At 64.1% G+C, this 25,244-nt stretch carries 24 protein-coding genes and 1 other RNA gene; 17 read left to right on the forward strand and 8 right to left on the reverse strand.

The features are described from left to right. The first annotated feature begins 160 nt into the window (after positions 1 to 160). The 5 genes from P9A16_RS04575 (at position 161) to P9A16_RS04595 (ending at position 5,161) form a co-directional block, all read left to right on the forward strand. Positions 161 to 907 carry a ribonuclease gene (locus P9A16_RS04575; protein ID WP_278025560.1) on the forward strand — a complete coding sequence of 249 codons (747 nt, stop codon included), beginning with the start codon at positions 161 to 163 and terminating at the stop codon, positions 905 to 907. Positions 908 to 1,110: 203 nt separating this feature from the next. Further along, positions 1,111 to 2,760, forward strand: a complete 1,650-nt coding sequence (gene ettA, locus P9A16_RS04580; RefSeq protein ID WP_130515303.1) for an energy-dependent translational throttle protein EttA — start codon at positions 1,111 to 1,113, stop codon at positions 2,758 to 2,760. Positions 2,761 to 2,909: 149 nt separating this feature from the next. Further along, positions 2,910 to 3,917, forward strand: coding sequence for an ArsR/SmtB family transcription factor (locus P9A16_RS04585; protein ID WP_023517041.1), 1,008 nt, complete (start codon positions 2,910 to 2,912; stop codon positions 3,915 to 3,917). 1 nt (position 3,918) lies between these two features. Continuing rightward, positions 3,919 to 4,821: a methylenetetrahydrofolate reductase [NAD(P)H] gene (gene metF / locus P9A16_RS04590; protein WP_023517042.1), complete on the forward strand. Its 903-nt coding sequence runs from the start codon at positions 3,919 to 3,921 to the stop codon at positions 4,819 to 4,821. Between the two features lie 142 nt (positions 4,822 to 4,963). Then, on the forward strand, positions 4,964 to 5,161 hold the full coding sequence (locus tag P9A16_RS04595; RefSeq protein WP_037409459.1) for a hypothetical protein: 198 nt from the start codon (positions 4,964 to 4,966) through the stop codon (positions 5,159 to 5,161). Positions 5,162 to 5,314: 153 nt separating this feature from the next. Here P9A16_RS04595 and P9A16_RS04600 read toward each other — a convergent pair whose 3' ends face one another. The 4 genes from P9A16_RS04600 to P9A16_RS04615 form a co-directional block, all read right to left on the reverse strand. After that, positions 5,315 to 6,241, reverse strand: coding sequence for a DMT family transporter (locus tag P9A16_RS04600; protein WP_023517043.1), 927 nt, complete (start codon positions 6,239 to 6,241; stop codon positions 5,315 to 5,317). Between the two features lie 153 nt (positions 6,242 to 6,394). After that, positions 6,395 to 7,591, reverse strand: a complete 1,197-nt coding sequence (locus tag P9A16_RS04605; protein ID WP_023514317.1) for a lytic murein transglycosylase — start codon at positions 7,589 to 7,591, stop codon at positions 6,395 to 6,397. A gap of 172 nt (positions 7,592 to 7,763) precedes the next feature. Beyond that, complete coding sequence (locus P9A16_RS04610) at positions 7,764 to 8,543, reverse strand: glycoside hydrolase family 25 protein (protein WP_037409461.1); 780 nt, start codon at positions 8,541 to 8,543, stop codon at positions 7,764 to 7,766. A gap of 190 nt (positions 8,544 to 8,733) precedes the next feature. Beyond that, positions 8,734 to 9,402 (reverse strand): outer membrane protein, encoded by a 669-nt coding sequence (locus P9A16_RS04615; RefSeq protein ID WP_023514319.1) that lies wholly within the window; start codon positions 9,400 to 9,402, stop codon positions 8,734 to 8,736. Between the two features lie 232 nt (positions 9,403 to 9,634). Here P9A16_RS04615 and P9A16_RS04620 point away from each other — a divergent pair, with 232 nt between their 5' ends. Both P9A16_RS04620 and P9A16_RS04625 read left to right on the forward strand, forming a co-directional pair. Beyond that, positions 9,635 to 11,197 carry a putative bifunctional diguanylate cyclase/phosphodiesterase gene (locus P9A16_RS04620; RefSeq protein WP_023514320.1) on the forward strand — a complete coding sequence of 521 codons (1,563 nt, stop codon included), beginning with the start codon at positions 9,635 to 9,637 and terminating at the stop codon, positions 11,195 to 11,197. Between the two features lie 64 nt (positions 11,198 to 11,261). Next, positions 11,262 to 12,668, forward strand: coding sequence for a serine hydrolase domain-containing protein (locus P9A16_RS04625; RefSeq protein ID WP_023514321.1), 1,407 nt, complete (start codon positions 11,262 to 11,264; stop codon positions 12,666 to 12,668). Here the strand turns inward: P9A16_RS04625 and P9A16_RS04630 are convergent. Further along, positions 12,653 to 13,054, reverse strand: a complete 402-nt coding sequence (locus tag P9A16_RS04630; RefSeq protein ID WP_278025561.1) for a ketosteroid isomerase-related protein — start codon at positions 13,052 to 13,054, stop codon at positions 12,653 to 12,655. The two genes, P9A16_RS04625 and P9A16_RS04630, sit on opposite strands and share 16 nt — an antisense overlap. 183 nt (positions 13,055 to 13,237) lie before the next feature. Here P9A16_RS04630 and P9A16_RS04635 point away from each other — a divergent pair, with 183 nt between their 5' ends. Continuing rightward, entirely contained in the window at positions 13,238 to 13,825 is a 588-nt protein-coding gene (locus P9A16_RS04635) for a GNAT family N-acetyltransferase (RefSeq protein WP_024271545.1), read from the forward strand. Positions 13,826 to 13,847: 22 nt separating this feature from the next. On the opposite strand, the gene P9A16_RS04640 is transcribed toward P9A16_RS04635, so the two are convergent. The 3 genes from P9A16_RS04640 to P9A16_RS04650 all read right to left on the reverse strand — a co-directional run bounded on the left by P9A16_RS04640 (position 13,848) and on the right by P9A16_RS04650 (position 16,838). Further along, complete coding sequence (locus P9A16_RS04640) at positions 13,848 to 14,777, reverse strand: lytic transglycosylase domain-containing protein (protein WP_023517178.1); 930 nt, start codon at positions 14,775 to 14,777, stop codon at positions 13,848 to 13,850. Between the two features lie 132 nt (positions 14,778 to 14,909). Beyond that, the gene (locus tag P9A16_RS04645; protein WP_023517179.1) at positions 14,910 to 15,539 is read right to left on the reverse strand and encodes a LysE family translocator; all 630 of its coding nucleotides are present in this window, start codon (positions 15,537 to 15,539) and stop codon (positions 14,910 to 14,912) included. 84 nt (positions 15,540 to 15,623) lie between these two features. Then, positions 15,624 to 16,838 carry a pyrophosphate--fructose-6-phosphate 1-phosphotransferase gene (locus P9A16_RS04650; RefSeq protein WP_023517180.1) on the reverse strand — a complete coding sequence of 405 codons (1,215 nt, stop codon included), beginning with the start codon at positions 16,836 to 16,838 and terminating at the stop codon, positions 15,624 to 15,626. A 239-nt stretch (positions 16,839 to 17,077) separates the two neighbouring features. Between P9A16_RS04650 and P9A16_RS04655 the strand changes: the two genes are divergently transcribed. From P9A16_RS04655 to P9A16_RS04695, 9 genes are all read left to right on the forward strand, one after another. Beyond that, positions 17,078 to 17,818, forward strand: a complete 741-nt coding sequence (locus P9A16_RS04655; RefSeq protein WP_037409464.1) for a TerB family tellurite resistance protein — start codon at positions 17,078 to 17,080, stop codon at positions 17,816 to 17,818. After that, the gene (locus P9A16_RS04660) at positions 17,815 to 18,579 is read left to right on the forward strand and encodes an N-acetylmuramoyl-L-alanine amidase (RefSeq protein ID WP_023516140.1); all 765 of its coding nucleotides are present in this window, start codon (positions 17,815 to 17,817) and stop codon (positions 18,577 to 18,579) included. Before P9A16_RS04655 ends, P9A16_RS04660 begins: the two co-directional genes overlap by 4 nt. A 225-nt stretch (positions 18,580 to 18,804) precedes the next feature. Beyond that, the gene (locus P9A16_RS04665; RefSeq protein WP_023516141.1) at positions 18,805 to 19,467 is read left to right on the forward strand and encodes a lytic transglycosylase domain-containing protein; all 663 of its coding nucleotides are present in this window, start codon (positions 18,805 to 18,807) and stop codon (positions 19,465 to 19,467) included. Between the two features lie 73 nt (positions 19,468 to 19,540). Then, positions 19,541 to 20,722, forward strand: a complete 1,182-nt coding sequence (locus P9A16_RS04670; protein ID WP_023516142.1) for an NAD(P)/FAD-dependent oxidoreductase — start codon at positions 19,541 to 19,543, stop codon at positions 20,720 to 20,722. 41 nt (positions 20,723 to 20,763) lie between these two features. Further along, positions 20,764 to 21,159: RNase P RNA component class A (rnpB, locus tag P9A16_RS04675), an RNA gene on the forward strand. 420 nt (positions 21,160 to 21,579) lie between these two features. Beyond that, positions 21,580 to 22,020 carry a division/cell wall cluster transcriptional repressor MraZ gene (gene mraZ / locus P9A16_RS04680; RefSeq protein WP_023516122.1) on the forward strand — a complete coding sequence of 147 codons (441 nt, stop codon included), beginning with the start codon at positions 21,580 to 21,582 and terminating at the stop codon, positions 22,018 to 22,020. Between the two features lie 14 nt (positions 22,021 to 22,034). Beyond that, the gene (gene rsmH / locus P9A16_RS04685; RefSeq protein ID WP_023516121.1) at positions 22,035 to 23,060 is read left to right on the forward strand and encodes a 16S rRNA (cytosine(1402)-N(4))-methyltransferase RsmH; all 1,026 of its coding nucleotides are present in this window, start codon (positions 22,035 to 22,037) and stop codon (positions 23,058 to 23,060) included. Between the two features lie 3 nt (positions 23,061 to 23,063). Next, complete coding sequence (gene ftsL / locus P9A16_RS04690) at positions 23,064 to 23,465, forward strand: cell division protein FtsL (RefSeq protein WP_023516120.1); 402 nt, start codon at positions 23,064 to 23,066, stop codon at positions 23,463 to 23,465. Beyond that, entirely contained in the window at positions 23,465 to 25,213 is a 1,749-nt protein-coding gene (locus P9A16_RS04695; protein ID WP_023516119.1) for a peptidoglycan D,D-transpeptidase FtsI family protein, read from the forward strand. The genes ftsL and P9A16_RS04695 overlap by 1 nt, the downstream gene beginning before the upstream one ends. Positions 25,214 to 25,244: the final 31 nt, after the last annotated feature.

Raw genomic sequence — 25,244 nt, forward strand, 5'->3', positions numbered from 1 at the left:
GTTTCGGCAAGGTCAACGCGATTTGCCGATGAAAGACAACGGGATACGGCGTGTATTTTTACGCTTTCTCCCGCATGTCGTGATTTTTCCGATTTATGGTTGCATTTTATGGATTTTTGGTTGCATATGATCTTGTTTTGTTCTTGTTCGGGAGCCGGTCATGATGACCAATGCCGCACTGACTTTCAAAGCCGCCCTTTCCCTCCTTGCTGCGTGCCTCCTTTTCCTCGCAAGTCCCGCGGCCGCCCAGACCGTACCGGCGAGCAGAGAGGGCCGCGAGGTGCTGTCCGTCAGCTGGCAGAAAGGCTACTGCGCCGCCCGGCCGAGGAGCCGCGGCTGTGCGGATTTCTCCGCGAATGCGCCGGCGGCCCGGCAGTTCTCGCTGCTCAGCCGGTTCCAGGTGCGCAAGAGCTATTGCGGCATCGAGGCGGCGCTCAAGCAAAGGGCCCGCAAGGGCAAGTGGACGGAGTTGCCGGATATCGTGCTCGCTTCCGTCACGAAGGAGCGCCTGATGGCGGCCATGCCCGCCGCGCGCCTCGGCCTCGACCGCCAGCAATGGCTGCGCAGCGGCAGCTGCGTCGCGGTGTCCCCGGAGATCTACTACAGCCGCTCGCTCGACCTGCTCGATACGCTCAACGCCTCGCCGGTGCGCGCGCTCTTTTCGCAGAAGGCGGGGGCGGCGGTCACCCTTGCCGAAGTGCGGGCCGCCTTCGACGCCGCCTTCGGCAAGGGGGCCGGCGAGCGCGTGCGGCTCAGCTGCCGCAAGACGGAGCGCGGCTCCGTCGTGACCGGCCTCACCATCGGCCTTGCCGGAGATGGTCCGACGCTGGCCGAGCGCATCGCCGCCGCCGTCCCGACGAAGTCGCGGTGCACAGAGGGTGTGACGGGCCCGGGGCAGGCGGGGTAGGGCAGCGCGAGCGGGCGGGGTATCCTTCAGCCCGGACTGGCGAGACACCGGTCGGATTTGGGCACCGTGTCGCTTGCCGACGGTATCAACAGGATGCGGGGCGGGGTTTTCGCCGTGGGGCGCAGTGCGGCTTTCTTACATTGCCGCGGGCGGAGAATTCGCCTACATAGCGGGCAAATTTGTCCGATCCGGAGCGCGTTTGCATGGCACGTCAATTCATCTACCACATGTCGGGGCTCAACAAGGCCTACGGCGCCAAGAAAATTCTCGAAAACGTCAACCTGTCTTTCTATCCCGATGCCAAGATCGGCATCCTCGGCCCGAACGGCGCGGGTAAGTCGACGGTGCTGCGCATCATTGCCGGCCAGGACAAGGAATATACCGGCGAAGCCTGGCTCGCCGACGGTGCGACCGTCGGTTACCTGGAGCAGGAACCGCATCTCGACCCGACCAAGACCGCCTTCGAGAACGTCATGGTCGGCGTTGCCGACAAGACCGCCATCATCGACCGCTACAACGAGCTGATGATGAACTATTCCGACGAGACGGCGGACGAGGGCGCCAAGCTCCAGGATATCATCGACAGCCAGAACCTCTGGGACCTGGAACAGCAGGTCGAGATGGCGATGGAAGCGCTGCGCTGCCCGCCGAAGGATTCTGACGTCACGCTGCTGTCGGGTGGTGAACGCCGCCGCATCGCGCTCTGCCGCCTGCTGCTGTCGCAGCCGGACCTCCTGCTGCTCGACGAACCGACCAACCATCTCGATGCCGAAACCATCGCCTGGCTGGAAAAGCACCTGCGCGACTATCCGGGCGCCGTGATGATGATCACCCACGATCGCTACTTCCTCGACAACGTGACGGGCTGGATCCTCGAGCTCGACCGCGGCCGCGGCATTCCCTACGAAGGCAACTACTCTGCCTATCTCCAGGCCAAGGCCAAGCGCATGAAGCAGGAAAGCCGCGAGGAAGCCGGCCGCCAGAAGGCGCTGTCGCGCGAACAGGAGTGGATCGCCTCCAGCCCGAAGGCGCGTCAGGCGAAGTCCAAGGCCCGTATCAAGGCCTACGAACAGCTGGTCGATGCGGCGGAAAACATCCGGCCCGGCGACGCCCAGATCATCATCCCGGTCTCCGAGCGTCTCGGCAACGTGGTCATCGAGCTGGAAGGCATCAAGAAGGGCTTTGACGGTCGCACGCTGATCAACGACCTGTCGATCAAGCTGCCGCCGGGCGGCATCGTCGGCATTATCGGCCCGAACGGCGCCGGCAAGTCGACGCTGTTCAAGATGATCACCGGCCAGGAAACGCCCGATAGCGGCTCGATCCGTATCGGCGACACCGTGCACCTCGGCTATGTCGACCAGAGCCGCGACGCGCTCGACGGCAACAAGACCGTCTGGGAGGAAATCTCGGGTGGCGCCGAAGTCGTCAAGCTCGGCAAGTTCGAGATGAATTCGCGCGCCTATTGCGGGGCCTTCAATTTCAAGGGTGGCGACCAGCAGCAGAAGGTCGGCAATCTTTCGGGCGGCCAGCGCAACCGCGTGCACCTTGCCAAGATGCTGAAGGCCGGCGGCAACGTGCTGCTGCTCGACGAACCGACCAACGACCTCGACACGGAAACGCTCGGTGCGCTTGAAAGCGCGCTTGAGAGCTTTGCCGGTTGCGCGATCATCATCAGCCACGATCGCATGTTCCTCGACCGCCTCGCGACGCACATCCTGGCGTTCGAGGGCGACGGTCATGTCGAATGGTTCGAAGGCAACTTCGAGGACTACGAAGAGGACAAGGTCCGCCGTCTCGGTCCCGATGCCCTCAACCCCGGCAGCCAGGCCTACAAGCGCCTGACGCGCTGAGGCACGGTGCGATCACACCCTTTGAGAAACCCCGGCTTGCCGGGGTTTTTCTTTTGGCGTGTTGATGGGAAGATCGGAGACACGGATTTGCCCTTGCGCGACGCGGGTTAATCACATAAACATATCTTTATGTCTTGATTGGATGGGCCATGGGCGACATGCAGAAACTCGGACTGGACGACATCGTGGAGATCCTGAAGGCGGCGGGTGAACCGACGCGCCTTCGCCTTCTCGCGCTGCTGTCGCACGGCGACCTGACCGTGACCGACCTGACCGACATCCTCGGCCAGTCCCAGCCGCGCATCTCGCGCCACCTGAAGCTGCTCGCCGAGGCCGCGCTCGTCGACCGCTACCAGGAGGGTGCCTGGGCCTTCTTCCGGCTGAGCCAGGGGGGACCTGCCGTCACGCTCGCCCGTCAGCTCCTCGAGAGCGCCGACCCGGCAGACGCGGTATTCGCCCGCGACGACGAGCGGCTGCGCGTGCTGAAGAAGATCCGCGCCGACAAGGCGCAGGCCTATTTCAGCCGAAACGCGGCCGAGTGGGACGCGGTGCGCCGGCTGCATGTCAGCGAGGCGGAGGTGGAGGCGAGGCTGGCCCAGATGATCGGCACGGAGCCGGTAGACGGTTTCCTCGATCTCGGCACGGGCACGGGGCGCATCCTTCAGCTCTTCGAGGGGCTCTACAAGCGCGGCGTCGGCGTCGATGCCAGCCGCGACATGCTCGCGGTGGCGCGCGCCAATCTCGATCGCGCCGGCATCACCAAGGCCTCGATCCGCCACGGCGACATCTTCAACCTGCCGCTGGAGCGTGACGAGTTCGACGTCGTGACGATCCACCAGGTGCTGCACTTTCTCGACGAGCCGGACGCGGCGGTGGCCGAGGCCGCCCGCATGCTCGCGCCCGGCGGGCGCCTCGCCATCATAGACCTTGCCCCGCACGCGCTCGAACATCTGCGCGACGAACATGCCCATATCCGCCTCGGCTTCTCGCACCAGACGCTCGCCGAGTGGCTGGAGAAGGCGGGGCTTGTCGTCGAGGAGGTCGTCGACCTCAAGCCTGCGCATTCGGCCGCCGATGCGCTGACCGTCACCATCTGGCTTGCCCGCGACCAGCGTGAACGAGCCGCCGACACCATTGCCATCCGCAGGAGGAGTTGACATGAACAAGGCGACCGCACGCCCAGCCCGCAAGGACATCCGCCTGTCGTTCGAGTTCTTTCCGCCGAAGTCGGCGGAAGCCGAAGGCCAGCTCTGGGAGACGGCCGCCGCGCTTTCGGCCTATGATCCGGGGTTCATGTCGGTGACCTACGGCGCCGGCGGTTCCACCAAGGCGCCGACGCTCGCCACCGTTCGCCAGCTTCTTGCGATGGGCCTGCCTGCCGCCTCGCACCTGACCTGCGTCGGAGCGACGAAGGAGGAGGTGCATGCCGTCGTCGCCGAATTCCAGGCGGTCGGCGTCAAGCACTTCGTGGCGCTGCGGGGCGACCCGCCGGGCGGCGTCGGCACGGCCTACCAGCCGTATCCGGGTGGTTATGCCAATGCGGCGGAGCTGACCGCCGGTCTGCGAGGCCTTGCCGATTTCGAGATCTCGGTGTCCGCCTATCCGGAGAAGCATCCGCAGAGCCCCGATGTCGCCGCCGACATCGACATGCTCAAGCGCAAGGTGGACGCCGGCGCGACACGTGCGCTCACGCAGTTCTTCTTCGAGAACGACGATTTCGAGCGTTACCTGGAGCGCGTGCGCAAGGCTGGCATCTCGATCCCGGTCGTGCCGGGCATCCTGCCGGTGCACAATCTGTCGCAGGTGCAGAAGTTCGCCGGCCTGTGCGGAGCCTCCGTGCCGGATTGGCTGGCCGACCGGCTGGCACCCGTCGACGACCGTCCGCAGGAGCGCGCCGCGGTGGCGATCGACCTTGCCGCCCGGCAGGTGGAGGATCTCATCGCCCGCGGCATTGGCGAGTTCCACTTCTACACGATGAACCGCGCCACACTGGTCTCGGCCGTGTGCGACCGCGCCGGCTTTGCCCGCAGCGAGCGGCAGCCGGCGGGCGCGGCGGCCTGAGCGCCGCTGCCAGACCGCAGCCCCCAAACGAAAATGCATGGCGCCGTCTCCGGGGCCATGCATTTTTCTAGAATTCGTTTCGGCAGGGTGTTTTTTGAGTTTTTGGTCCCTGGCCTCCCGGACTGCGCTTTGATCGCCTCAGATGAAGATCATCGTTGCGATGAAGAGGAACGCTGCACTGATCATCAGAACATTCAAGGAATGTGTGAGTCCCATGGCTACCTCCTTGCGTTTGCAGATCGATATTACGACTGAAAAAAGCGTGTTGGAAAGACGTTTTGTTGCTGCGCTGCAACATCCGGCTGTCGCCGGATACTTATTCACAGTGTTAACCTTCTGAATTTCCTCCTCTATTGGGGGCGCCACAAAAAATTCACAATCCCTACCAGATGACGAATGCCGGCATTGTGCATTTACCAATATGGCGCACGTCGGACGGGCAATCCGGCGGATTGCCATGAAACGGCCGGGAAGACGCTTTGTTCCCGACCCTTCAGGCGCTGCGCAAGCGGGCGAAAACGCGCCCGTCGAGCACCACGAGGCCGAAGAGGACGAGCGCCATGCCGAGCATGCCGAGCGGCGTCAGTGTTTCACCGAGGAAGAGCATGCCGGCGAGGATGGCGCTCGGCGGCACGAGCAGCGTGACGAGCGAGGTGTTGGTGGCACCGGCTGCCGCCATGATTCGGAAGAACAGGATGTAGCCGTAGGCCGTCGAGATGAGCGCCAGTGCCAGCACGGCGAGGATGGCCGAGAGCGGGGGCTGGGGGAGCTGCCAGGGCGTGTCGAGGGCAAAGGAAACGGGCAGCATCAGCAGCGTCGATGCGGTGAGCTGGCCAGCGGCGATGACCGGCGGAGAAGTGCCGCGGAAGCGTTTGCCATAGGTCGCGGCGAAACCGTAGGAGACGGCGGCGAGCACCGGCAGGATGACCGCCCAGAGCGGCGGGCCGCTGTCGCCGGTGAAGGGGGCGAGCGCCCGCGGGCCGATCAGCACGGCGGTTCCGACCAGCCCGATCAGGCAGCCGGCGATCTTTTCCGAGGAGAGCTTCTCGTCCAGCGTGAACTGGTTGGCGATGAGCACGGTGAAGATCGGCGTCGTCGCGTTGAGAATGGAGGCGAGCCCCGCGCCGATCTGCGTCTGGCCGAGGAAGATCAGCATGTGCGGCACGGCGTTGTTGATGAGGCCGAGCAGCAGGAATTCGCGCCAGCGGGCTCGAAGCGTCGCATAGACGTCGAAGCGGCCGGCAATGTAGATGTGCAGCGCGAGGGCGGCGATGCCGACGCGCAGCAGCACGAGCGTTGCCGGCGGCACATGGACGACGGCGACGCGGGCGAAGAAGAACGAGCCGCCCCAGATCATGCCGAGGAGCGCGAGCAGGCCCCAGGTCTGTGCGCTCATGCGCGTTGCTGCCTGCTGTTCCATTGCACGTTCTCCCGGGCATCCTGCCGTCCGCTGGTGTAGCGCGAAAACGGCGAGGCAAAAAGGCCGAGCGGCAGCCCGGTTCCGACCGGGGCTGCCGCTCTTGGTCTCTTCGTGCCTATAGCACCGCGTTTATGCGGTGCCACCCGATTTCCGTCAGAGGGCGGAGAGCAGGGACTGGGTCGCCCAGCCGTCGGCGGGCAGGCCGAGGCGCAGCTGCTCCTTCTGGATCGCTGCGCGCGTGCCAGAGCCGAGGATGCCGTCGATCTTGCCGACGTCGTGGCCAAGGCCCTGCAGCTTGGTCTGCAGCTGCTTCATGGTGTCTTCGGAAAGGCCTTCCTCCGGCGTGCCGCGCTCATAGGGCGGGGCGCCGGCAAGGCGGGTCGCGAAGTACGCGGCCGAGGTCGTGTAGATGAACGACTGGTTCCACTCGAGGTAAATGTTGAAGTTCGGATAGGTGATGAAGGCCGGACCCTTGCGGCCCTGCGGCAGCACCAGCGAGGCTTGCAGATTGCCGAAGGAGGTGTCGCCGTCGCGCGGCGTGACCCCGAGGGCGAACCAGTCGGCGGCCTTCATGCCCGGCTGCAGGCCGGTCTTCTCGAAGGGCAGCATATCGGGCACCGAGACTTCCTGGATCCAGGGCTGGCCCTTCACGAAGCCGAGATGCTGGATGAACTTGGCGGCGGTCAGGATGGCATCCGGCGAGGACTGCTTGACGTTGACATGGTTGTCGCCGTCGCCATCGATACCGAATTCGATGATGTCCTTCGGCAGCATCTGCACCTGACCGACTTCGCCGGCCCAGGCACCGGTCGTGCCGTTGGGGTCGAGGTCGCCGTGGCCGACCATCTCGATGGCGGCGAGAAGCTGCGGGCGGAAGAGTTCCGGCCGGCGGCAATCATGCGAAAGCGTCACAAGCGCGTTGCGGGTGTTGAAATCGCCCTGCACGGCGCCGAAATCGGTTTCCATCGCCCAGAAGGCGGCGATGATCGGGCCCGGTACGCCGAATTCCTGTTCCGCGCGCTGGAAGACCGGGGCGAGGTCCTTCAGCTTCTTGCGGCCGATATCGAGGCGCGACTGGCTGACCGTGCGCTTGGAGAATTCGAGAAAGGTCTGGCGGAAGACACCCTGGGCGCGGTCTCGCGACAGCACCTTCTGGTCGATGGCGGCGCCGGCAAGCGCCCGGTCGGCAACTTCGGCGGAAACGCCGCGCGTCAGGGCCTCGGCCTTCACGCCTTGAAGAAAGGCATTGAAATCGCCGCCGCAGGCTGCCGTCGACTGGGCGTAGGCGCTGCCGGCGAGAAGAAAGGCCGTCAGGCCCACGCCAAGTTTCGTCTTCAGGTTTAGCCGCATCTTGAATGCTCCTTGGTCCGTTGCTGGCCCGGCTGTCTCAGATGAATGTGACGGAAGCAAGAAGAAAAAGGCCACCGCGACCTGCTGCCACCCTTTTCACGCGATTGTGCCTTTCGGGCGACCTTTGCCTCTCCTCTCGGGGATGCGAGGCCGCCTGCAACCTATCCGGTGGTCAGCGGGAAACCGTCTTGACCCAGCTGTTCCAGTTCTTCGCCGAACCGGCGAAGACGTTGATGTCCGTATCGCCCGATATGCCCGGCACGACGCCCGTCGAGGTGTATTGCCAGAAGGCCCATTTGCGCGCCGGATAGATGTTTTCCGGGTGTTCCGCCACCGCGCGCAGCCAGAAGGGATAGCCCGCGAAATGGCCGACGAGATTGTCCCGGTGGAAATCGACCGTCGTGTAGATGATCGGCCGCTTGCCGTAGTGCTTTTCGAGGCGGTCCATGAAGCGCTGCAGGGCCGTGCGCACCTCGTCCGCCGGCGGGCGGGTCTTGCAGGTCGGGGAGGCGGGGTTCCATTCGGCGTCCAGCACGGGCGGCAGCAGAACGGCCTCCTTCGGCACGTTGGCGATGAACCAGTCGGCCTGTGCATCCGCCGTCGAGCAGAAATAGTAGAAATGGTAGGGCGCATGGGCGACGCCGGCAGCGCGGGCGCCGCGCCAGTATTCGGCAAAGCGGCTGTCGAGGCGGTCCGTCCCTTCGGTCGCCTTCAGGAAGGCGAAGGAGACGCCCCCTTTCTTCACGGCCTGCCAGTCGATGTCGCCGTTCCACTTGGAGACGTCGATGCCGTGGACCTCGTGGCGGTGCGGATTGCGTGCACCAAAATCCTGCGGGTCCTTGTCGTCGAAGCGCGGCGGCACGGAGGCAGTCAACGCGAAATCGTAGTCGGTGGTGGAACAGGACGAGGCGAGAAGGGCGAGGGGCAGCAAAGCCAGAATGAGCCGACGCATGGAGGTCCCGTTGTTGCGCGTTTCCCAATCCTGCCTCGAACGGGGCGGGTCGTAAAGGGCGGACGCGCGAGACGGGTCGAAGACCACTCGCATATTTCCGTAAAATTATGGTTAGCGCCGTGTTAAGCCGGCCGGGTGCGCCAAAGCCCCTCACCGCTCGACGCGGGGAGGGGTTTGATGGTCGGCTCCGTCAGAACTTCATGCTCACGCCGAGCATGATCGAATGCGAATCGAGGTCGCCGCTCCGGCCGGCGGCATCGAAGATGTCGGAGCTTCCGTAGTCGGTGTAGCGATATTCGACACGGCCGGCCACCGTATCCGTAAAGGCCTGCTCGACACCCGCGCCGATCGTCCAGCCATGGGCGGTGTCCTTCTCCTTCACGCCCGTATCGCGGTTTTCAAGCTCCGCCCGGGTGAAGGCCCAGCCGCCCGTACCGTAGATCAGCGTGCGGTCGAAGGCGTAGCCGAGACGGGCGCGCACCGAGCCGCCCCAGTTCGTCTCCGCCTCGTAGCGCGTGCCGCCCGAGGAGAAGCGCTCATTGTTGAAGTCGTGCTTGACGTCGGCTTCCACGCCGTAGACCCAGCCGTTATTGAAGAAATTGTAGCCGGCATAGGCGCCGAGGGCAAAATCGTCCAGGCCCTCGTCTATGGCGGGTGCCGGGCCGCCGGAATTGGCATTGGTCCAGGCATAACCGGCGTTCACGCCGACATAGAAGCCGCCCCAGTCGTAGACGCCGGCTGCCGTTTCGACGATGGGCGTTTCCACCGGCGGCTCGGCAATGGTCATGTCGGCTGCGAAGGCCGGGAGCGCGCCGGCGGCGAGGAAGATGCCAGCGGCACCGAAGATCGTGGATTTCATCTGATGGTCCTTCCCACTCGGATACTCGCACGAAGCCCCACGCACGAATGACAACAAGAGCCGCAACGCCTGACGGGGGCGATGGTTCCGAAAAAAGAGGACCCCTTGAATCTTGGGGGCGGATGCCAACCCTCCCTTAACACTCTGTCATTCTTTGTTCGCTAGAAACATCCGTGGGGCCGGTATCGGCTCGAAGCACCCTGTTGTCATGATAACAACGGTTTAGGGTTACATGATGTTGAAAACCTTGTTGCCGAGGATCGAGCAGCGCTATGCGTTGACGGGGTCGATTTTCGGAGCCTTCCTTCCGACCCTCTGCCTTGCCGCCGACCAGCTGCTGCGCGACAATACGCAGGCCAGTCTCTTCGGTTTTTCCGCACCGACCGCCACGGCGCTCGCGCTCATGCCCGTCTTCTTCGGCGTCGGCTTCTACCAGATAGGCCGCTCCAAGGCGCTGCTGATCGCCGAGCTCAGCCAGCGCCGGCAGACGGAGCAGCGCCTGACGCATGACGCCTATCACGACCGGCTGACGGGACTGGCCAACCGGTTCTGCCTCGAGCGTGATATTCAGGCGATCGTCGAGAAGAGCGAGGAGGCGGACCGGCCGGCGCTCCTGCTGCTCGATCTTGACCGCTTCAAGTTCGTCAACGACAGCTTTGGTCATGATGCGGGCGATGCGCTGCTTGCGGCCATTGCCGGGCGGTTGCGACGTGCGCTCTGCGCGACGACGGGCGTCTATCGGCTCGGCGGCGATGAGTTCGTGGTCACGATCGCGGGGCGACCCTCCATAGGCAAGATCGAGGATGTCTGCCGCACGATCTGCGATCTTTTCGCCGAACCCTTCGATATAAAGCGTAACCGGGTGACGAGCGGCTGCAGCATCGGGGTCACCTTCATGGATGCGGACGACACGTCCATGTCCGAACTCTTGAAGCGTGCCGACCTCGCGCTCTACGAGGCGAAGACGATGCCTGGCAGCGGTTTCCGCTTCTTCGACGCGGCGCTGGCTGCGGATGTGCAGGCGCGTTCGGCCATCGAGCACGATCTTGCGCGGGCGATCCGCGCCGACGAATTCTTCCTCGAATACCAGCCGATCGTCGGCGTGGAGAGCCGCACGGTGCGCGCCTTCGAGGCGCTGCTGCGCTGGCGGCATCCCGAAAAGGGACGGATCATGCCTGACGTCTTCATTCCGGCGGCGGAAAAGACGGGGCTCATCCTGCCGCTCGGCAACTGGGTGGTGCGCGAGGCCTGCCGCGAGGCGGCGACCTGGCCGGCGCCGGCGGGTGTCGCCATCAATGTCGTCGGCGATCAGTTCAAGGACCGCGCTTTCGTCGGCTACGTCAAGCAGTGCCTCGCGGAGACCGGGCTCGCCCCGGGGCGCCTGACGATCGAAGTGACGGAATCCGCCTTCTCCGTCGACGAGACGGTGATCCGGGAAAGCCTGTCGGAGCTGCGCAGCCACGGGGTGCGGGTGGCGCTCGACGATTTCGGTATCGGCTTTTCCTCGATCAACAACCTGCGTGCCTTCCCGATCGACCAGTTGAAGATCGACCGCTCCTTTGCGCGGGCCATGATGGAAAGCAAGCGGGACGCCGACCTGGTCGACATCATCCTGAAGCTCGGTCGCACATTCCAGGTGACGACGACGGTGGAGGGTATCGAATCCGAGGGGCAGCTGGACTTCATCCGCCAGCGCGGCGCCTCCGAGGCGCAGGGCTACCTGATCTCCGGGCCGGTGGGCGCGCCGGATGTGATGCGCTTCCTTGCGCAAACCGAAGACCGGCTTTCCGCATGAATGCGAAATGCCTTTTCATGACAGGCAAATCCTGATTGTCTCGCACCTGGAAGGAGAGGCCGGTATGAGACGATTCTACAGGCTTGCCGCCTGGACGCTTTCCCTTCTCGCCGCCGTCGTGCTGGTGGGGGCGAGCTGGCTCATCGTATCGCCGCCTGCTCTGCTCAGCGTCGGCTCCGGCTATGCCGCCAAGATCGTCTGCTCCAGCGCCTTCATCTCCGGCCGAGATCCGGATGAGGTACTCGCCGAGGACGTGCAGGCCCCCGGCCATCCGCTCCTCAAACTGATGCAGCAGGATGTCGATCTTGCCGGAAAGACGGTGACGACACGCCTGCTCGGCCTCTTTGCTCCGGGGTATGCCGTCTGGCACGAGGGGTTCGGCTGTACCGGCGTGCCGGACGGCGATTTCGAGGCGGCGCGGCAGGCGATCTCCGATGTCGCCCTGCCGAAGGTCCCGCCCATGGACCCGGCCGTCGCCTGGCCCGATGGCGAGGCGGTGACGGAGGATGCGCGCGTCGCGGCCCTGCTTGCCGACCCCAAGCTTGCCGGTCCTGGCATGCGGGCGATCGTCGTCGTGCATGACGGGCGCATCGTCGCGGAAGCCTATGCGGACGGTTTTTCGAAGACGGTGCCGCTGCTCGGCTGGTCGATGACCAAGACGGTCAATGCGGCGCTGATCGGCCGGCTGATGCAGGCCGGCGTCCTGACGCCGGACATGAACAACCTCTTCCCGGAATGGCGCGGCGATACGCGCTCGAAGATCACGCTCGCGCAGCTTCTGGCCATGGAGAGCGGGCTTGCCTTCAACGAGAGCTATGGCAGCGTGGCGGATGTCACGCGCATGCTGTTCCTCGAGCCGGATATGTCGCGCTTCGTGCTGTCGCTGCCGCTCGAGGCCAATCCGGGCGAGCGCTTCACCTATTCGAGCGGCACGGCGGTGCTTCTCTCGCGCATCTGGATGGGCGCGCTCAACGGGCGCAGCCAGGCGCTCTCCTTCCCGGTGCGGGCGCTGTTTGCGCCGCTCGGCATGGCAAGCGCGGTGATGGAGCCGGACGAGACCGGTATTTTCGTCGGCTCTTCCTATATGTATGCGACGGCGCGTGACTGGGCGCGCTTCACGCTCTTCCTGCTCGACGACGGGGTGTGGAAGGGCGACCGGTTGCTGCCTGCCGGGTTCGTCGGGGCCATGGCGATGCCGACGAAAGCGTCCGGCGGCGCCTACAGTCATATGCAGACCTGGGCGAAGGGCCCGGGCGACAAGAGCGATGCCGGTTACGGCCTGCCGGACGAGACGTTCTGGATCCTCGGCCATGACGGCCAGTCGGCCGCCATCATTCCCGCGAAGAGGCTTGCGGTAATCCGGCTGGGGCTGACGCCGTCGAAACTCGGCTATCGGCCCCAGCCGCTGGTGAAGAGCGTTCTCGATATCCTGGACGCACCCGACCTTCAGACCGATCAGGCGCCGACCTGAGCAATCCAGTCGTTGAGATTGTAGGTGTTGGAGATGCGCGCGACCTTGCCCTCGCGAATCTCGAAGAACGCGCCGGCCGGCAGCACATAGGTCTGACCGTTGGCTTTCGGCAGGCCCTCGTCGGTGGCGAGGTACTGGCCGTTGACGGTGAATTCGGCAGCGCCGCGCGTGCCGTCGTCGTTGGACATGATGACGATGTCCGTCAGCGTCTCGCGGTAGCTGCGGTTCATATGCGCCATGAAGTCGCGGAAGACCTGCTTGCCGACCTGGCGGCCGCCCTGGTTGATGTCGTGGATGACGTCCTCGTGCAGGAGGTCGAAGAAGGCCTCCATGTCCTGCCTGTTGAAAGCATCGTAATAGGCGCGGATCGTCTCTTTTGCTGGCATGTCATCCCTCATATCGTTGCTCTAGATCGGTTCCGCTTTTCTTCGAATCGCGAAAACGCTCTATCTCTTTTTCCTCTCGCATTTCCGGACGCAAAACTGCTCCGCACTTTTGCTGGAAATGCTTTCGGGCAAAGCCCGTCCGCCTTATAGCATTGTTCAAATCGTTGGGAACATTCACGGATCATGCAGATCAAGATTGTCCATGGCACCGCCGTGACGCCTTACATCGCCGACCTTGCACGCCTGCGCATCGAGGTCTTTCGCGCCTTTCCCTATCTTTACGAGGGCAGCGAGGACTATGAAGTCTCCTATCTCGCGACCTATGCGCAGTCACCGGAGAGTTTTTTCGCGCTGGCGCTCGATGGCGAGCGCATCGTCGGGGCCTCGACGGGTGTGCCGATGGCGGATGCCTCGGAGGTTTTCCGGACGCCGTTCGTCGCGGCAGGCATGGATCCCCAAAAGGTCTTCTATTTCGGCGAATCCGTGCTGCTGCCGACCTATCGGGGCAGGGGCCTTGGCGTGCGCTTCTTCGAGGAGCGCGAAGCCTATGCCCGCCACCTCGGCCGTTTCGACTGGTGCGCCTTCTGCGCCGTCGATCGCCCGAAGGAGCACCCGCTGCGGCCGGCGGACTACATGCCGCTCGATGAATTCTGGGGAAAACGCGGTTACCAGCGCCGTGCAGCGCTCACCACGATGCTTGCCTGGCAGGATATCGGCGAGGCGGTGGAAACGGAAAAGCCGATGACGTTCTGGCTGAAGCCGGCGCGCTGACGTCCTTTGCCGCGAGGCCGGCTTATCTCAGGCCGGTCTCGTCGAGCAGACCCTTGCGCTTGGCGTGATAGTAATAGCCGGCGGCATAAAGGCGCACCGCGCCGTCGTTCTTGTCGTCGGCGACCATCCAGGCCCCGCGCAGATACTTGCCGGCGTATTTGATGTTCGTCTCGGCGTCGAACAGGCCTTCGGCCGGGCCTTCATAACCCATGCTCTTCGCGGTCGCATACTTGATCTGCATCAGGCCGTAGTGGCCGCGATTGTAGGCCCTGGGATTGTAGGTGCTTTCGCGCTTGACGACGCGATGCAGCAGGGATTCCGGGATGCCGTAGATCGCGGCATACTTGGTGATGATCGCATCGATCGGCGTGCCCGACTTCTTGAAGGGCTGCTCGGACTGCTGAACGACAAGACGGGTCTGCGTCGTCAGAACGGCGTTGCTCACCAAAGCAGGTTTCGCCATCGGCACGATCTTGCGGCTGGCGACGAGCTGTTCGAGACCTTCCGGCTCGCCACTGTCAAAGCCCGGCTCCATGACGGAAACGCCGATGACCGTGTCATAACCCTGCTTCGTCGTGGTGGCTACGCCCGCAACGTCGTTGCCGGCAAGCGCGGCGGTGGCGGCTGCGGCGCCGGTCACTGGCTTGGCCTCGGCAAGAGCCGAAACCGGAACGGCAATGCCCGACGTGCCGCCCGCAACGGCGATCGGCGTCGGCAGGGCTTCGGGCGTGTTTTCCGTACCGGGTTTGGCGGCGGGCAGAGCGGCGTAGGAGACTTCCGTCGTCGTCCCGGCGGCAGCGGCGATATCCGTGGTTCCCGCGGATGCCGGCGTCACGGTCCTGGCCGAGGTCGCATCGTCGGCGACGCTGGCGCAGCCGGCGAGCGTCACGAGAAGGCCGGCGCAGGCAAGCGTGGCAATGCGTGCCGGACGGGAAACGGGTGTATCAGCCATGGTCGTCGCTCTCGGTTTGCGGGGGTGCGCGGGCGCCGAAACGCCCCCGTCTTTGCAAATCAATCGGCCGTGGCCGTGCCCCGTCCATAGCCGATCGGGCGGCAAGCGGCAACCCGTAGGCTTACCGAGGCCTCAGGTGCCTGCCCGCTTGAGCCCTGCCGTCAGCAACCCGGCGCCGATCAGCAAGGTGCCGCCGGTGCGGTTGACGACCTTCTGAACCGAGGGTTTGCGGATGGTTTTGCGCGCGGCGGAGGCGAGCAGGGCATAGGAAAAGGCGTTGAGCGTCGCGAGCACGAGGAAGGTGATTTCGAAGATCACCATCTGCGGCAGGACGGGCTGCGTGAGGTCGAGGAACTGCGGCAGGAAGGCGACGAAGAAGACGATGCTCTTCGGGTTCAGCGCGGTCACCACATAGGCATGCGCGAAGATGCGGAAGGGTTTTTCTTCCGCCGGTGCCTCACCCTCGACCCCGCTGGAGACGGGCGCACGCCACAGCTTGATGCCGAGCCAGATCAGATAGGCGGCACCGACCCACTTGAGGACGGTAAAGACGGCCGCCGATGTGGCGAGGAGGGCGCCGAGGCCGAGCATCGAGGCGGTCATGGCGGTGAAATCGCCGAGCGCGACGCCGGCGACCGTGGCGCCCGCCGTGCGCCGTCCATGGCCGAGCGCATAGGAAATCACGAGGAGGATCGTCGGGCCTGGAATGGCCAGCATGATGGCGGAGGCGGCGGCGAAGGCAAGCCAGTGTTCGAAAGACATGAAAACTCCCCGGATCGAGTGCAATCCGGGGAGCAAGCCATCACAAGTTTTCGCCGTCAAGCGGCGTTTTTGCGCGGGCAGGCGTCAGGCCGCCGGCTTCCACTTCTGGCCGATGACGTTCATCACGTCGCCGAACCATTTTGCCGAGGTGTCGAAGTGCTTGCCGCCCTTGATGCGTGGGAACTCGATGGTGCGCAGCTTGCCGCCCTGGCCTTCGTCATGGCCGGTAACGCCCGAAACCTTGTTGAGCGCGCTTTCGACGGCAAGGTCGGTCATGCTCTGGATGAGGCGGAGGTCGTCGCCGTTCGCCGGGGCGGAGCGGGCATAGTACCCCGACTTCTGCACCATGGCGCGTTCGGCGCCGAGCAGGGCGGCGAACTGTTTGGAGAACCAGTTGCCGACATTGATCGTGTCGATCTTCACATGGCCGAAGGCATCGCGCTTGACGGTTTCGCCGGCGGCTTCCCGCTCCGCCACGATCGCGTCGAGGCAGGCGCCTTCCGAAACGAAGAGCGTGACGAAGCCGGCGCGGTCCATGATGCCCCTGAGGCGTTCGGCCTCGGCTTCGAGGTTGAAGGCCAGCTCCGGCAGGTAGAGGCCGTCGATGTTCTTCAGCTGCTTGTTCATCATGAAGCCGTCGACATACTCGTTGCCGTTGGTCTTCTGGATATAGGCGCGGGCCGTCGCGGCGGTGAGCCAGCCGCAATGGCGGCCCATCACTTCATGCACGACGAGCGTCTTCGGCGCGGCGCTCTGCTCGTTGCTGACGTGGTCGAAGAAGCCGGCGCCGACTTCCGCGGCCGTCCAGGCGCCGAGCGACTGGCGGATCGGCACGACGTCGTTGTCGACCGTCTTCGGAAGGCCGACGACGGTGAGGTTGTAGCCGTTGGCGCCCAGATAGGCGGCAAGGTCGGCGGCCGTCGTGTTGGTGTCGTCGCCGCCGATCGTGTGCAGAATGGTGATGCCGTCCTTGGCGAGGCGTTCGGCCGCCACGCGCAGCGGGTTCTCGCCTTCCTTGACGAGGCCGCGCTTCACGCAGTCGGCAGCGTTCGTCAGCTTGACGCGGCTGTTGCCGATCGGCGAACCACCATAACGATGGAGGAGGGGCGCCTTTTCGCGCATGTCCTTGGTGATTTCGATGCGGTCGGCCAGCAGCAGGCCCTGGTAACCCGAGCGATAGGCGACGAGCTCGATGTCGGGCGCGATGTCGCTGTAGCGTTCGATGAGGCCTCCGACAGCGGACGACAGACAGGGTGCGAGCCCGCCCGCGGTCAGCATTGCGACTTTCTGCTTGGCCATGTTTCCTCCTCGGCGTCAGCCCGTCTCGATGGTGCAGTTGCTCTAGCGCAGAATCCCCGAGAGGGGAACGGCGCGGCGAACTTATCCGCACTCCATGACGGATTGACTCTCGTGCTCCACAGGCGGAAATCCTGCAACGGGGATTTTGCATGCCGCCACTTGATGAGGGCCATCAAAATTTTGTCATTCAGACATTTCGCGCCTTGCTTTCCCTGCAATTGTCTGCTCAAGATCACCTTATGTTCCAGAATTCGCCCAGTTGCTTCATCAGTGCCGTATGGGATCGCCTCGTCGGCATGGTCTCGGATGCCGCCAGCAACGTGCTGTCCGGCGTGGTCGAGGCCGTGCGCACGCTGTTCGAAGGCGATCCGGAAACCCGCAGGCAGGTCGCCTTCTCGGTGGCGATGATCGCGCTTTCGGCCAAGATGGCGAAGGCGGACGGTATCGTGACGACCGCCGAGGTCGACGCCTTCAAGGACATCTTCAAATACCCCGACAATCAGGCGGCCAACGTCGCCCGGCTCTACAACCTCGCGCGCCAGGACGTCGCCGGCTACGAGGCCTATGCGGAGAAGATGAAGGCGCTCTGCGTCTCCTGCGAAAAGAACTGCCCGATCCTCGAGGACATCGTCGACGGCCTGTTCCATATTGCCAAGGCCGACGGGCTGATTCACGAGAATGAAATGGCCTTCCTCGGCCGGGTCGCCGAAATCTTCGGCATGGCGGACGAGCGCTTCGAGCAGATCACGGCGCGGCATGTGCATGTCAGCGGCCGTGACCCCTACAAGGTGCTGGGCGTCAAGCCGAGCGACGATTTTGCGGAAATCCGCAAGCGGTACCGGGTGCTTGCCTCGGAGAATCATCCTGATAGGCTGGTGGCGCGTGGCGTGCCGGCCGAGTTCCATCAGATTGCGAACGACCGCATGGCCGCGCTCAACGCTGCCTATGAGGCGATCGAGAAGGAACGCTGCGCTGCATGAGCGCATTCATCTGTGACTATGCCGGCGCGACCGCTGCGCCGTCGCCGAATTTCGGCGAGCGGGCGGGCGGGCGCACGCCTGACATCATCCTCCTGCATTATACCGGCATGGAAACGGCCGACGGCGCGCTGAAATGGCTCTGCGCACCGGAAAGCCAGGTCTCCTGTCACTACTTCGTGCATGAGGACGGGCGCGTCGAGCAGCTCGTGCGCGAGGCGGATCGTGCCTGGCACGCGGGAAAGAGCTTCTGGAAGGGCGAGACCGACATCAATTCGGCCTCCATCGGCATCGAGATCGCCAATGCCGGACACCCCGGCGGGCTGCCGGATTTTCCGGATGCTCAGGTCGCAGCGGTCGTCGAACTGTGTCGGGATTGTGGCAAGAGATGGCAAATCGCCCCGGAACGGGTGCTCGCGCACTCCGATGTTGCCCCCGTTCGCAAGGTCGATCCGGGTGAAAAGTTCCCCTGGGAACGCCTTCACGCCGGGGGGGTCGGGCACTGGGTGGCACCGTCGCCGATCGCCGGCGGACGCTTCTTCCAGAAAGGGGATGCGGGCCAGCCCGTCGAAGCCCTGCAGACCATGCTGTCACTCTACGGCTATGGTACTGAAATCGATGGTGTTTATTCGGAAAAAATGGAGGGCGCCGTAGCTGCTTTCCAGCGCCATTTCCGGCCTGAGCGGGTTGATGGCATCGCCGATTTTTCGACCATCGACACGCTGCACCGACTGCTTTCCGCGCTGCCGCGACTGGCTGCCTGACAGCCCATCCGAATATTCGAATATTACAGGCCGTAACAGAAGTTTACCGTTTCGCCACATCCTGACCCGATTGGGGATGTTCTTTCCGCTTGCGTTCATTGCAGCGCAGCATGCGGTCAGGGCCTGATCGCGATCAATGAGGATCGAGACGTTTGCGCGGGCTGCGCGGCTTGAAATGCCGCCGGCCAAGGCAGTGCCTTTGCGCCTTTTGGAGACGATGACTAGATGAGAAGACTTCTTGCTGCCTTCAGCGCGGCCTGCTTTTGTGTGTCCGTTTTTTCCGCCGCCACGGCATATGCCGAACCCTCCCGGGGCCCGGCCAAGAAACAGTATCTGTTCCAGACTTCCGAAAAACAGGAGGCCGCCGGCAAGGAAAAGCCGCGCAAGGTTTCCAGCAAGCGCAGCAACAAGCGCAAGACCGTCATCGACAAGGACGGCGTGGTCGTCGGCAAGCTGAAGACCTACAAGAGCACGACCGGCTATCCTAAGGCGGAAAACCCGCTGAGCGCGGATCTCAAGACGGCCAGCTATTCCGGCTTGATCCAGACCTACGCCAAGGCCTACGGCGTGCCTGTCGACCTCGCCCATGCGGTGGTGCGCGTCGAGAGCAACTTCAACCCGCGGGCTCGCGGCGGTGCCGGTGAAATCGGGCTGATGCAGATCAAGCCGGCGACGGCCCGCATGATGGGCTATCGCGGCGGCGCCAAGGGTCTCTACGATCCCGAGACCAACATCAAGTTCGGCATGAAGTACCTTGCCATGGCGCACGACCTTTCCGGCGGCACGACCTGCGGCACGATCCTGCGCTACAATGCCGGCCATGGCGCCAAGCGCATGAACCCGGTCTCCAAGCGCTATTGCGGCAAGGTGCAGAGCATCATCGACTGATCGCCGCGACGTTTCGCGGGCTGGAATCGGCCCGCGGCCATGCTATGCCATCGGTGAAAAGCGAGGGTAGGGCATGGATCGGCATTTCGATTTCGTCGTCGTGGGCAGGGGCATGATGGGGGCGGCGGCCGCGCGCCACCTTGCCGCAACGGGCGCTTCCGTGGCGCTCGTCGGGCGGGGAGAGCCTGCCGACTGGCAAAAGCACGACGGCGTCTTCGCCAGTCACTACGACAGCGGCCGCATTACCCGCACGATCGACCAGGATCCGGACTGGGCCCTGCTCGCCAAGCGGTCGATCGCCCGCTACCGCGCCATTGAGGCCGAGAGCGGCATAGAGTTTTACGGCGAGACGGGTTGCCTCATCAGCGGTCCCGCCGGTGGCGGTTTCCTCAATGCCGTGGAGGCGGTGGCGAAGCGCTATGCGCTGGAAGCGCCGCTGCTCGACCGGGCGGCACTGCGGGCGCGGTTTCCCTGGTTCGACCTGCCGGAAAGTTCGGCCGGCGTCTTCGAGGTGAAGGGAGCCGGCTATGTCGATCCGCGCAAGCTTGTCGCCGCGCAGGTTGCCTGCCTTGAAAAGGCCGGCGGCGTTTCCATCCTCGACGATGCCTTGTCCGTGACGGATGCCGGCGAGCGTGCTTCGGTGGCGCTGAAGTCTGGCGGCACGGTCACCGGCGGGCGCGTGCTGGTGGCGACGGGCGGCTTTTCCCGCGCCCCGGGGCTTTTGCCGAAGGTGCCGGCGCTCGTCATCAAGGCCCGCACGGTCGTGCTGGCGCAGCTTTCGCCGGGACAGGCCGAGGCCTATCGCACCATGCCGTCCTGGATCGACGAAAGCGCCGATCCGAGCGACCATTTCTACTTCCTGCCGCCGATCGTCTATCCGGACGGCCATTCCTATCTCAAGATCGGCGGTGATCCGACCGAGGTCGAGATCGAGGACGAGCAGGCGATTCGCGACTGGTTCCGCGGGGAGGGGCGTCCGGAGGCGATCGTGCATCTGAAGCGCCTGCTTGCACGGTCGATCCCCGATCTCGATCCGGTCCGTCTTGTCTCGGTGCCCTGCGTCACGACCTATACGGTGCACGGCTATCCCTATGCCGGTTTCGTGGAGGGGGACCGCATTGCGCTCCTGACCGGTGGCAACGGTGCGGCGGCGAAGAGTTCCGACGAGATTGGCCGCATCGGTGCGGACCTGGTGATTCGCGGAAAGATGGACGAGCCGGACTACAAGACGGATTTTGCGGTTCATTTCCGCTAAGCCACTGGCCTTTCCCTTCGGTATCGGTTAGTCAGCGCCTGCCAGTTGGCCGGGCAGCCGCGCCTTGCAAGTGCCGAAAGGCCGCAGGGGGAGGAAAGTCCGGGCTCCACGGAAACACGGTGCCGGATAACGTCCGGCGGGGGCGACCCCAGGGAAAGTGCCACAGAAAGCAAACCGCCTTCCTCGGAAGGTAAGGGTGAAAGGGTGGGGTAAGAGCCCACCGCGGCCATGGCGACATGGACGGCAAGGTAAACCCCACCGGGAGCAAAACCGAATAGGGATGACGCGAAGCGCGCAAGCGCTTCAGCCTGTTTCCGGGCCGGTCATCCGGGTGGGTTGCAAGAGGCCGGGCGCAAGTCCGGTCCCAGATGAATGGCTGCCACGTTCCGGCGAAAGCCGGAGCCATACAGAACCCGGCTTACAGGCCAACTGGCAAAAATCTCTCGTCGCATGACGATTTTTCACGACGTGCTAATGCGCTGAATTCCTTGGGGTTCGCGCATGGCTTGCCGTGCGTCGAAACGCACGCGGCCAATGTTTCGATCCGTGCAAATACAAGGTGTTGGCAGGCCGTTCCTAACCATTTGTTAAACTTAACGCCTTATAAACATTTGACGGTCTCACTACGGGGAACGAGGTCACTTCCCATTGACGCCCATATGGTCCCATGGTATCCCAAACTCACACTGCACGAGGACGCATGAGCGTCCGATCATCGCAAAGCTTTGAGGCTAACCGGCTGGGGACGGTGCGGCGCGTAGGCGACGCATCAGGGCTGGCTTGCGTGCGCGGTGTTGTGTTGGGTGAGCCGGGGCGGATGCACAGCGCCATGGCTCTGGAAGCGGCTGTATCGCGTCATGAACCGGTTCCTGTCGAATGCGACAAACAGGATCGATGCCAAGGGGCGGGTTTCCGTTCCTTCGGCCTTTCGCTCCGTGCTGTCGCAGCGCGACATCCGGGAGCTGTACTGCTTCCAGGATTTCTTGTTTCCGGCGATCAGCGTCGGCGGGCTGGATCTTCTCGATCGTTTCGAGCGCCAGATCGCCAGCGAGGATGTTCTTTCGCCGCAAGCCAATCGGATGTCGCTCCTGGTTCACGGGGGCGGGGTCTTCATGAAGCTCGATTCGGAAGGGCGCCTGCCGGTCACGGATTTCATCCGGGACTATACGGGTATTGCCACGGACGTGACCTTTGTCGGTCGGGCGGATCATTTTCAGCTCTGGGCACCGCAGACATTCCTAGCCACACAGGCGGCCGCCCGGGAAGAGTTCAGGACGCGAGGTCTGGGCTTGGGGTAAGACGGAGAATCGGAATGGCGGCGGATCTTGGCGGAGGTTTTTCTGATGCCGATGGCGGATCGGTCCGTCACATTCCGGTTCTTCTCTCCGAGGTTCTTGCGGCGCTTGCGCCGAAACCCGGCCAGGTCATCCTCGATGGCACGTTCGGTGCCGGGGGGTACACCTCCGCAATCCTCGCCGAGGGGGCGGATGTTATCGCGCTTGACCGCGATCCCAACGCCATTGCCGGCGGCCAGGGGCTTGTCGCGGCCTCCGGAGGCCGGCTGAGCCTCATCCATTCGCGTTTTTCCGAGCTTGCCGAACACGCGCCCGCGGGCGGGCTTGACGGTGTCGTGCTCGATATCGGCGTGTCCTCCATGCAGATCGACGAGGCCGAGCGCGGTTTCTCGTTCCAGAAGAACGGCCCGCTCGACATGCGCATGTCCGCATCGGGCGTTTCGGCCGCCGACGTGGTGAATCGCGCAAAGGTTTCCGACCTCATCCGCATCTTCGGCTTCCTCGGCGAGGAGAAGCAGGCCGGCCGAATCGCCCGCGCCATCGAGAAGGCGCGCGAGAAGGAGCCCTTCACCACGACGCGCCAGCTCGCCAACCTCATCGAGCTGACGACGCCGCGCAAGGCCAAGGACAAGATCCATCCCGCGACGCGCGTCTTCCAGGCGCTGCGCGTCTTCGTCAACGACGAGCTCGGCGAGCTCGCCGAGGCGCTGTTCGCGGCCGAGCGGGCCCTGAAGCCGGGCGGGCGTCTTGTCATCGTCTCCTTCCATTCGCTGGAAGACCGGATCGTCAAGAAATTCTTCCAGGATCGCGCCGGAAAGGCGGCAGGGTCGCGGCATCTGCCGCAAGTTCACGACAAGGCCGCAACCTTCGCACCAGTCGGGCGCCCTATGGTGGCGGCCAGCGACGAGGAGAGCGCGGTCAATCCGCGCGCCCGATCCGCGAAGCTGAGGGCGGGCGAGCGCACGGGCGCTCCTGCCGGGACGGATGACCTGTCCATTTTCAACCTGCCGAACCTTGCCGACCTTGCGAAGATGGGAAGCTGAGTGATGTTCCGTACCCTTGATGTCGTGATGATAGCGGTCATGACCACAGCAGCCACCGTCACCTATTCGATCAAGCACCAGGCGGAGAACAAGCGGGAAGAGGTGCGCAAGCTCGATGCCGAGATCAAGCTGGAAGAGGACACGATCGACCTCCTCAAAGCGGACTGGGCGCTGCTCACCCAGCCGAACCGCCTGAACCGCCTGGTGAAGACCTTCGAGACGGACCTGAAGCTCGTTCCGACCGAATCGACCCAGCTCGCCCAGCCGAACGAGCTGCCCATGCCGATGGCCGAGCTGCCGGCGCTGGAGCCGGAGAAGGACGACAAGGTCGCCCAAAACGACAAGAAGAACAAGAAGAAGGCGAAAGAGACGGACGCAATCCAAACCGGATCGGTGGCAAACTGATGTCGTTTCTCTCCCGCATCATGGACCTCAAGAGCAAGGCGCATTTCAGTGCCGGCGGCAACAACAACCGTGCGACCGGCAGTGGAGGCCACGCCTTCGAGGGCACGCGCAAGCGCTCCGGCTCGCAGGCCCGCAGCCGCGTCGCCGTCATCATCTGCTGCTTCGGCATGGTCTATGCCGTCATCGGCGGGCGACTCGTGCAATATGGCATGGCCTCGCCCGAAACCGTGTCCTCGATCGGTCCTGCCGACCACCTGATGGCTTCGCGCCCCGACATCGTCGACCGCAACGGTGAAATCCTCGCCACCGACATCCGCACCGTCTCGCTCTATGCCGAGCCGCACAAGATCGTCGATGCGGACGAGGCGGTGGAAATGCTCGCGACCGTCATGCCCGATCTCGATCGGCGCGGCATCTACCGCAAGCTCACCTCGAAATCCCGCTTCCAGTGGCTGAAGCGCCAGCTGACGCCCAAGCAGCAGAGCCGTATCCTGGCGCTCGGCATTCCCGGTGTCGGCTTCCGGCCGGAAAAGCGCCGCTTCTATCCGGGCGGCGTTACGGCCTCGCATATCGTCGGCCACGTCAATATCGACAACCGCGGCATTGCCGGGATGGAGCGCTACATCGACAGCCAGGGTCTTGCCGACCTCGCTGCGATCGGCATGACGAGCGATGCCAAACTGGAACCGGTGCGCCTGTCCATCGACCTGCGCGTCCAGGCCATCGTGCGCGAGGTCGTCGCGACGGGCATGGAGAAATACAAGGCCATCGCCGCCGGCGCCGTCGTGATGGACGTACATACGGGCGAGATTCTCGCCATGGCCTCGGTGCCGGACTACGATCCGAACAACCCGGCCGAAGGCGCCAAGGACGGCTGGATGAACCGCATGTCGAACGGCACGTTCGAGATGGGCTCCACCTTCAAGAGCTTCACGACGGCCATGGCGCTCGATTCGGGCAAGGTGAAGATCACCGACAGCTTCGATGCCCGCGCGCCGATCCGCATCGGCGGCTTCACCATCAAGGACTTCCACGGCAAGCACCGCGTGCTGACCGTGCCGGAAATCTTCCAGTACTCTTCCAATATCGGTACGGCCAAGATGGCCGACGTCGTCGGCATTGCCGGCCACAAGGAGTTTCTGACGCGGCTCGGCCTGCTGACGAAGCTCGAGACCGAGTTGCCCGAGGTGAAGACCCCGACGCAGCCGCGCGAATGGAAGAAGATCAACTCCATCACCATTTCCTTCGGCCACGGCGTCTCGACGACGCCGCTGCAGACGGCGGTGGCCGCGGCAGCGCTGATGAACGGTGGCCTCCTGATCAACCCGACCTTCCTGCCGCGCACGGCCGAGGAGGCGAACGAGGTGGCGAAGGTCGTGGTCAAGCCGGAGACCGGCGACAAGATGCGCTACCTTTTCAAGCTCAATGCGAATGACGGTTCCGGTCGCCGGGCGCTCGTTCCGGGTTTCAACGTCGGCGGCAAGACGGGTACGGCCAACAAGGTCGTCGGCGGCCGCTATTCCAACACCCAGAACTTCAACGCCTTCCTCTCGGCCTTCCCGATCGACGACCCGAAATATGTGGTCCTCACCTTCATCGACGCGCCGCAGACGGGCGAGGGTGGGGGGCGCACCGCCGGCCTCAACGCCGCGCCGATGGTCGGCGAGATCATCCGCCGCTCGGCCGCGCTTCTCGGTGTAAAGCCGAAATTCGGTGAGGACGGGTCTGCCTTGCTCGTGTCTTATTGAATGGAGAAGACGGGAAGCCGATTCGAATGGA

Origin of the sequence: Shinella sp. 838, from assembly GCF_029623935.1 — a bacterium.
Taxonomy (GTDB): Bacteria; Pseudomonadota; Alphaproteobacteria; order Rhizobiales; family Rhizobiaceae; genus Shinella.

Bases quoted from the DNA above. Each gene is read 5' to 3' on its own strand.
- P9A16_RS04575 (WP_278025560.1), top strand. From the start codon at position 161: ATGATGACCAATGCCGCACTGACTTTCAAAGCCGCCCTTTCCCTCCTT.
- ettA (WP_130515303.1), top strand. From the start codon at position 1,111: ATGGCACGTCAATTCATCTACCACATGTCGGGGCTCAACAAGGCCTAC.
- P9A16_RS04585 (WP_023517041.1), top strand. From the start codon at position 2,910: ATGGGCGACATGCAGAAACTCGGACTGGACGACATCGTGGAGATCCTG.
- metF (WP_023517042.1), top strand. From the start codon at position 3,919: ATGAACAAGGCGACCGCACGCCCAGCCCGCAAGGACATCCGCCTGTCG.
- P9A16_RS04595 (WP_037409459.1), top strand. From the start codon at position 4,964: ATGAAGATCATCGTTGCGATGAAGAGGAACGCTGCACTGATCATCAGA.
- P9A16_RS04600 (WP_023517043.1), bottom strand. From the start codon at position 6,241: ATGGAACAGCAGGCAGCAACGCGCATGAGCGCACAGACCTGGGGCCTG.
- P9A16_RS04605 (WP_023514317.1), bottom strand. From the start codon at position 7,591: ATGCGGCTAAACCTGAAGACGAAACTTGGCGTGGGCCTGACGGCCTTT.
- P9A16_RS04610 (WP_037409461.1), bottom strand. From the start codon at position 8,543: ATGCGTCGGCTCATTCTGGCTTTGCTGCCCCTCGCCCTTCTCGCCTCG.
- P9A16_RS04615 (WP_023514319.1), bottom strand. From the start codon at position 9,402: ATGAAATCCACGATCTTCGGTGCCGCTGGCATCTTCCTCGCCGCCGGC.
- P9A16_RS04620 (WP_023514320.1), top strand. From the start codon at position 9,635: ATGATGTTGAAAACCTTGTTGCCGAGGATCGAGCAGCGCTATGCGTTG.
- P9A16_RS04625 (WP_023514321.1), top strand. From the start codon at position 11,262: ATGAGACGATTCTACAGGCTTGCCGCCTGGACGCTTTCCCTTCTCGCC.
- P9A16_RS04630 (WP_278025561.1), bottom strand. From the start codon at position 13,054: ATGCCAGCAAAAGAGACGATCCGCGCCTATTACGATGCTTTCAACAGG.
- P9A16_RS04635 (WP_024271545.1), top strand. From the start codon at position 13,238: ATGCAGATCAAGATTGTCCATGGCACCGCCGTGACGCCTTACATCGCC.
- P9A16_RS04640 (WP_023517178.1), bottom strand. From the start codon at position 14,777: ATGGCTGATACACCCGTTTCCCGTCCGGCACGCATTGCCACGCTTGCC.
- P9A16_RS04645 (WP_023517179.1), bottom strand. From the start codon at position 15,539: ATGTCTTTCGAACACTGGCTTGCCTTCGCCGCCGCCTCCGCCATCATG.
- P9A16_RS04650 (WP_023517180.1), bottom strand. From the start codon at position 16,838: ATGGCCAAGCAGAAAGTCGCAATGCTGACCGCGGGCGGGCTCGCACCC.
- P9A16_RS04655 (WP_037409464.1), top strand. From the start codon at position 17,078: ATGTTCCAGAATTCGCCCAGTTGCTTCATCAGTGCCGTATGGGATCGC.
- P9A16_RS04660 (WP_023516140.1), top strand. From the start codon at position 17,815: ATGAGCGCATTCATCTGTGACTATGCCGGCGCGACCGCTGCGCCGTCG.
- P9A16_RS04665 (WP_023516141.1), top strand. From the start codon at position 18,805: ATGAGAAGACTTCTTGCTGCCTTCAGCGCGGCCTGCTTTTGTGTGTCC.
- P9A16_RS04670 (WP_023516142.1), top strand. From the start codon at position 19,541: ATGGATCGGCATTTCGATTTCGTCGTCGTGGGCAGGGGCATGATGGGG.
- mraZ (WP_023516122.1), top strand. From the start codon at position 21,580: ATGAACCGGTTCCTGTCGAATGCGACAAACAGGATCGATGCCAAGGGG.
- rsmH (WP_023516121.1), top strand. From the start codon at position 22,035: ATGGCGGCGGATCTTGGCGGAGGTTTTTCTGATGCCGATGGCGGATCG.
- ftsL (WP_023516120.1), top strand. From the start codon at position 23,064: ATGTTCCGTACCCTTGATGTCGTGATGATAGCGGTCATGACCACAGCA.
- P9A16_RS04695 (WP_023516119.1), top strand. From the start codon at position 23,465: ATGTCGTTTCTCTCCCGCATCATGGACCTCAAGAGCAAGGCGCATTTC.